Origin of the sequence: Humidesulfovibrio sp. (genome assembly GCF_035560995.1) — a bacterium.
Lineage (GTDB): Bacteria > Desulfobacterota > Desulfovibrionia > Desulfovibrionales > Desulfovibrionaceae > Humidesulfovibrio.
Genome location: NZ_DATMYK010000135.1, coordinates 1 through 5,091, shown reverse-complemented (window position 1 = coordinate 5,091; position 5,091 = coordinate 1). Strand labels below are relative to the sequence as shown.

4 protein-coding genes and 1 pseudogene are annotated in these 5,091 nt (G+C 68.3%); 3 read left to right on the top strand and 2 right to left on the bottom strand.

All coding sequences use genetic code 11. From position 1 onward, the window contains the following. Positions 1–329: 329 nt before the first annotated feature. Positions 330–2,111 carry an N-acetylmuramoyl-L-alanine amidase gene (locus VN419_RS05410; protein ID WP_325645249.1) on the bottom strand — a complete coding sequence of 594 codons (1,782 nt, stop codon included), beginning with the start codon at positions 2,109–2,111 and terminating at the stop codon, positions 330–332. 86 nt (positions 2,112–2,197) lie between these two features. On the opposite strand from VN419_RS05410, the gene VN419_RS05405 reads away from it, so the two are divergent. Together VN419_RS05405 and VN419_RS05400 are read left to right on the top strand one after the other, a co-directional pair. Beyond that, positions 2,198–3,583 (top strand): peptidase U32 family protein, encoded by a 1,386-nt coding sequence (locus VN419_RS05405; protein ID WP_325645247.1) that lies wholly within the window; start codon positions 2,198–2,200, stop codon positions 3,581–3,583. Positions 3,584–3,676: 93 nt separating this feature from the next. Then, positions 3,677–3,868, top strand: coding sequence for a ferredoxin (locus VN419_RS05400; protein ID WP_325645245.1), 192 nt, complete (start codon positions 3,677–3,679; stop codon positions 3,866–3,868). Positions 3,869–3,957: 89 nt separating this feature from the next. Here the strand turns inward: VN419_RS05400 and VN419_RS05395 are convergent, their stop codons facing one another. Next, positions 3,958–4,638, bottom strand: a complete 681-nt coding sequence (locus VN419_RS05395) for a Crp/Fnr family transcriptional regulator (protein WP_325645243.1) — start codon at positions 4,636–4,638, stop codon at positions 3,958–3,960. 129 nt (positions 4,639–4,767) lie between these two features. Here VN419_RS05395 and VN419_RS05390 point away from each other — a divergent pair. Continuing rightward, a pseudogene (locus tag VN419_RS05390) lies at positions 4,768–5,091 on the top strand (4Fe-4S ferredoxin); the annotation flags it as partial.

Below are 5,091 nucleotides of genomic sequence, written 5' to 3'. Positions count from 1 at the left end.
GCCAGGGGGTATGCACCCCCTGGACCCGCAGGCCAAAGCAGAAGGCCCGGAGCGCAAAGCGCTCCGGGCCTTCTGCTTTGGGGGCAGGGCAGGGCCGAATCGCCTGGGTGGAGGGATGAGGAGGAGGATTTTGTTAGAGATGGCGCTGGAGACGCGTCCTTTGGGCACCTCTGCCGCGTGTCTTTGCCCGGAGCCTTGGCGACGGGCGAAGACACGCGGCCACAGGGAGTCCAGAGGGCCTTGTGCCCTCTGGCGGGGTCAAGGGGCAGCGCCCCTTGCGACCTCATTTGCAGGGCCTCGCAGGGCCGGGGAGGCGTCTGGCGCGCGTTTTATTTGCTGGTGTAGCGTTCGATCTGCTGCTTGTACTCGCCTATGCCGTCGGCGATGCCGTTGGCGAGGATCTTCAGGTAGGCGTCGGTCTTGAGGCGCGCGGCTTCGGTCTTGTTGGTGATGTACCCGATCTCAAGCAGGGCGGAGGGCATTTTGGCGCCCATGAGCACGTAGAAGGGCGCTTCGCGGTTGCCGTGGTCCGCAACGGTCCACTTGCTGCGGATGGCGGAGAGGCCTTGGCGGTGCACGACGCGGGCGAGATCGACGCTTTCCTTGATCTTGGAGGTCAGCATCAGGTCGGTGAGGATCATCTGCAGGTCGCTGATGTTCTTGTCGGACACGGAGTTCTCGCGCGCGGCCACGCGCACGGCGTCTGGCGTGCGCGCCAGGTTCAGGCTGTAGGTCTCCAGGCCGTTCATGGAGGGGTCGGTGTGGGCGTTGCAGTGGATGGACACGAACAGGTCGACCTTCTTGGCGTTGGCCAGGGAAGTGCGTTCCTCCAGGGCCAGGAAGTCGTCGGTGGTGCGCGTGTAGATGACCCGGAAGCCGCGTTCCTTGAGGATCTTGCCCAGGATCAGGGCCATGCGCAGGTTCACGTCTTTTTCCATCAGGCCGTAGCCGCGCGCTCCGGGGTCTTTGCCGCCGTGCCCGGCGTCGACCATGATGGTGCGCACGGTGAGGCCCAGTTGCTCCACGAGGTTCTCGGCCATTTTCTTGCGGCTGCCCTTGGGCGCGGTGAAGGCGGGCGCTTCCTCGGCCGGTGCCGGGGCGGAAACGGGCGCGGGCGTGTTGGCCTTGCCATCCGCTGTGCTGAAGGCGTCGACCACAAGGCGGAAAGGGGCATCCAGCACAGTGACGCGATAGTCTTTCAGGTCGGTGAAGTCGAGGACCACGCGGGTGGCGTCGGCATCTTTTGGGGCCACGCGGATGTGCCGCAGAATGCCGCCGGTCACTTGCACCTCTTCGGACAGGCCGGGCCTGGGCCGCGCGCCCAGCAGATCGACGTAGATGCGCCCTGCGCTGCTTTTGCCCCCGGCGTGTTCGAGCAGTTGGTAGCGGTACTTCACGCGAGAGTCGAGGTCGAGGACGATGCGGGCGTTTGCGCCGTTGTTCTTGGGCCGCACCTCAAGGAGCATGGCCTTTTCGCCGCCGCGCGCGGGCGTCGGGTCCGGGGCCGGCTCCGGGGCGGGCGTGGCCTTGGCCGGAGCAGGGCTTTTGCCGATGCGCTTTTGCAGGGCTGCGGCCTTGGGGGCGAAGGACGAGCGCGGGTAGGAGCGCTGCACGGTCTGGAGGTCGGAAGCAGCGCCTTCGGGGTCGGACAGGCGTTCCAGGCGGATGGCGGCGCGGTGCATGAGGGCATCCGGGGCCAGCTGGTACTTGGGGAAGCGCTCGGCACACTGGCCGAAGGTGTCGGCGGCCTTGAACCAATCGGCCTTGAGGCCGGAACGCTTGGCGGTCTCCTGCTGCACGCGGGCCAGGAAGAAGGTGGCCTTGGCCCCGTTGGGCCCGTCCGGGCGGGTGGCGCGCGCCTGCTCCAGCTCGGCCTCCAGCTTGCGCAGGGCGTCCTTGGTGACGTTCTTGCGCGTCAGCAGGGTCTGAAAGCGGCGCACCGGGGCGTCGGCGGGCAAATCGCCCGACTTTTCAGCCGCGGATTTGGCCTGGGCCTTGGCGGCAAGGGCGACGGCGGGCGGCAGCAGGCACAGGGCCGCAAACAGAAGCGCCAAGAGCCAGACGGCCCCGCGTTCGGTGCGCCCCGCGCGTTGCGTTCTCCCTTTGGGCATGGTCCTCCGGCTGGTCGGCGGCGCTTGGGGCGCACACCGTGCCTCGCGCACCATCGCCGAGAATCTACAAAAAGTCCAGAGAGAGTATGGGAGCGCTTGCGCAGCGGGCATCAGCGCCCGTGGGCGCGGAACGGCTTGACCCTGAGCCGCGCCAAGGCTACCACGCGGCCATGCGCACCCCTGAACTGCTTTTGCCCTGCGGCGACATGGAATCCCTGGAGACGGCCCTCATCTATGGCGCGGACGCCGTGTACCTGGGGGCCGACGGCCCCAACCTGCGCGCCGGTGCGGCCGGGTTCGCCGGTGCGGGGCTCGGCCTGGCCACGGCCAAGGCGCGCGCGGCCGGGGTGCGCGTGTACGTGTGCCTGAACGCCAGCCCGCGCGAGCAGGACCTGGCCCTGGTGCGCCAGGGGCTGGAGCAGGCCGTGGAGGCCGGGGCAGACGGGCTCATCGTGGCTGACGCGGGCGTGGCGCGCCTGGCGCAGCGGCACGCGCCGCAGCTGCCCCTGCACATCAGCACCCAGGCCAACACGCGCAATTCCGAGGGCCTGGCCTTCTGGCGCGATCTGGGGGCCACGCGGGCCAACCTTGCGCGGGAGTGCGCCGCCGGGGAGGTGGCCGCCCTGGCCCGCGCGCGCGACGAGAAACTGCCCGGCTTCGAGCTGGAGGTTTTTGCCCACGGGGCGCAGTGCATGGCCCTTTCCGGTCGCTGCCAGCTTTCCGTGCACATGGTGGAGCGCGGCGTGAACCAGACCGGCCGCACGGCCTGCATGGGCGCGTGCGCGCATCCCTGCCGCTACGAATACCGCCTGCGCGCCGTTGTGGAGGAGCGCAAGCGCATGGGCACGGAGGCCTGGGAAGTGCTGGAGCAGTGGACCGACGACGCCTCCGCCCCGGGCGAGGCCCCCTGGACGCAGTATTTCGCGCCCCAGGACCTGTGCCTGCTGTGGTACGCGCCCTGGTTGGCGCGTTTGGGCGTAGACGCCCTGAAGATCGAGGGCCGCACGCGCAGTTCGGCCTACCTTGCGGTCGTGGCCGATGCCTGGCGCTTTGCCCTGAATTCCCTGGCCGGTGGAGCATTCAAGCCCCGCGCGGCCCTTGCGGAGCTGCGCCACGCGGCCACGCGCGCCCTTACGGCGGGGCTCTTCGGGGCCGATGCCCGGCGGGAGATTCCCGGCCTGGACCGTCTGGCCCCGCGCCGCCTGCCCATGTTGCGCGTGCTGGGCCCGGCCGCTTCCGGCTCCGGCTGGGATGTCGAACTCAAGGGCACCTTCGACACCAGGCGCCCGGAAGGGCTGACGCTCATCCTGCCGGGCCTGGAGCGCCCGGTGCTTGCGCCCGGCAGCTTCCGCCTGGAGCACGGACCGCAGTCCAGCACGCCCGGCCTGCCTGCGGAAATCGGCCACCCCGGCATGCGCGCGGTCCTGCGTGCGGAGCATCCGGGACTGCGTCCCGGGATTTTCGCACGATAAAGCCAAGCCGGCCCATCCGCTTCATTGAGAGCGGCGCGCCCCCTTGGCAATCGCCCTGCGGCTGGTGTAGGGTCGCCTCAAATGGAGGAATTTATGGGCGGTACAGTGACGATCAATGAGGACGAGTGCATCGGTTGCGAAACCTGTTGCGAGCTCACCCCCGGCGTGTTCCAGTTCGATGCGGATTCCGGCAAGGCCAAGGTGGTCAACCCCACCGGAGCCTCGGACGATGAGATCCAGGCGGCCATCGACGCCTGCCCGGTCACCTGCATTTCCTGGGAGTGATTTCGGCCAAGCCGTAAAAGGATAGCGGGGGAGGGCGACCTCCTCCGCTGTTCCGTCTGGTGCGGATTCCGGCCCGGGCTTCGCTAAAGCTAGCGGCCGCTTTCCGCCAGCCGGGCCAGGGCGTCCGTGTCCAACAGGGTCACGCGGTTGCCGGAAATCTCAATGAGCCCCTGCTCGGCCAGCTTCTTGAGCGCGCGCGAAAGGGTCTCCGGAATGGTGCCAAGGTACGACGCGATCTGGCCCTTGGGCAGATCAAGCGTCAGATCGTCGCGGTTCTGCGAGGCGCGCAGCAACAGCAGATAGCCCGCCAGGCGCTCCGGCACTTCCTTCAGGCTCAGCTGGGCGATCTGCGTCACAAAGGCGCGCAACCGGCCCGACAAGAGCGCCATGACTCCCAACGCCAGCTCCGGGTCGCGGCGCAGCACCTCCACGAACTCCTTGCGCGGAATGGACACCATGAGGCTGTCCTCCAAGGCCTGCGCGCTGGCCGGGTAAGTCTTGCCCTCGAACACCGGCACCTCCGCAAAGGCCTCGCCCCCGCCAAACACGTGCAGAATCTGCTCCTTGCCCGAAGGCGCGGCCCGGTACACCCGCACCTTGCCCGAAACCACGGCATAGAAATGCGTGCCCGGCTGGCCAGCCTCGAATAAGGGCTCGCCCGCCTTGACGCGCTTGAGCAGGGCAATGCCCGCCAAGCTCCGCAGCTGCGCCTCGGGCAGGCCTTCAAACAATTTGATGCTCCCAAGCGCCGCCAATTTATCCTTTTCCATGCCGCACCTCCACGTGAGCCTTGACTTTAGTCATGGATGCGGCCGAGCACAACTGCAAGTATGCGGGTCAGAGCGATTGTGAAGATGCTGAGGGGCGGCGCCCCTTGCGTTATCAAAAAGGAACCACGAATGACGCGATTCATGCTCATCCTCACCGTGCTGGCCCAGTTCCTCCTGGCGGCCCATGCTCTGCGCCGGGGCGACTGGTCCCTGTGCGCCGCGCTGGCGGTGTTGCCGCTGACTTTGCTGACGCGCCTTGGCGCGGCGCGGCTGGCGGCGGCGGCGGTGCTGTTGCTTGGCGCGGCGTTGTGGGTGGCGGCGGGGCTGGAGTTCGTGCAGCTGCGGCTGGCCTTGGGCGAGCCCTGGCTGCGCCTGGCGTTCATCCTGGCTGTGGTGTGCGGCGTGAGTTTGGCGTCGGGCCTGTGGCTCTTGGGACAGCGGGCGCGGGCGGTG

Coding starts and splice junctions, on each gene's coding strand:
- VN419_RS05410 (WP_325645249.1), bottom strand. CDS start 2,111: ATGCCCAAAGGGAGAACGCAACGCGCGGGGCGCACCGAACGCGGGGCC.
- VN419_RS05395 (WP_325645243.1), bottom strand. CDS start 4,638: ATGGAAAAGGATAAATTGGCGGCGCTTGGGAGCATCAAATTGTTTGAA.
- VN419_RS05400 (WP_325645245.1), top strand. CDS start 3,677: ATGGGCGGTACAGTGACGATCAATGAGGACGAGTGCATCGGTTGCGAA.
- VN419_RS05405 (WP_325645247.1), top strand. CDS start 2,198: ATGGGAGCGCTTGCGCAGCGGGCATCAGCGCCCGTGGGCGCGGAACGG.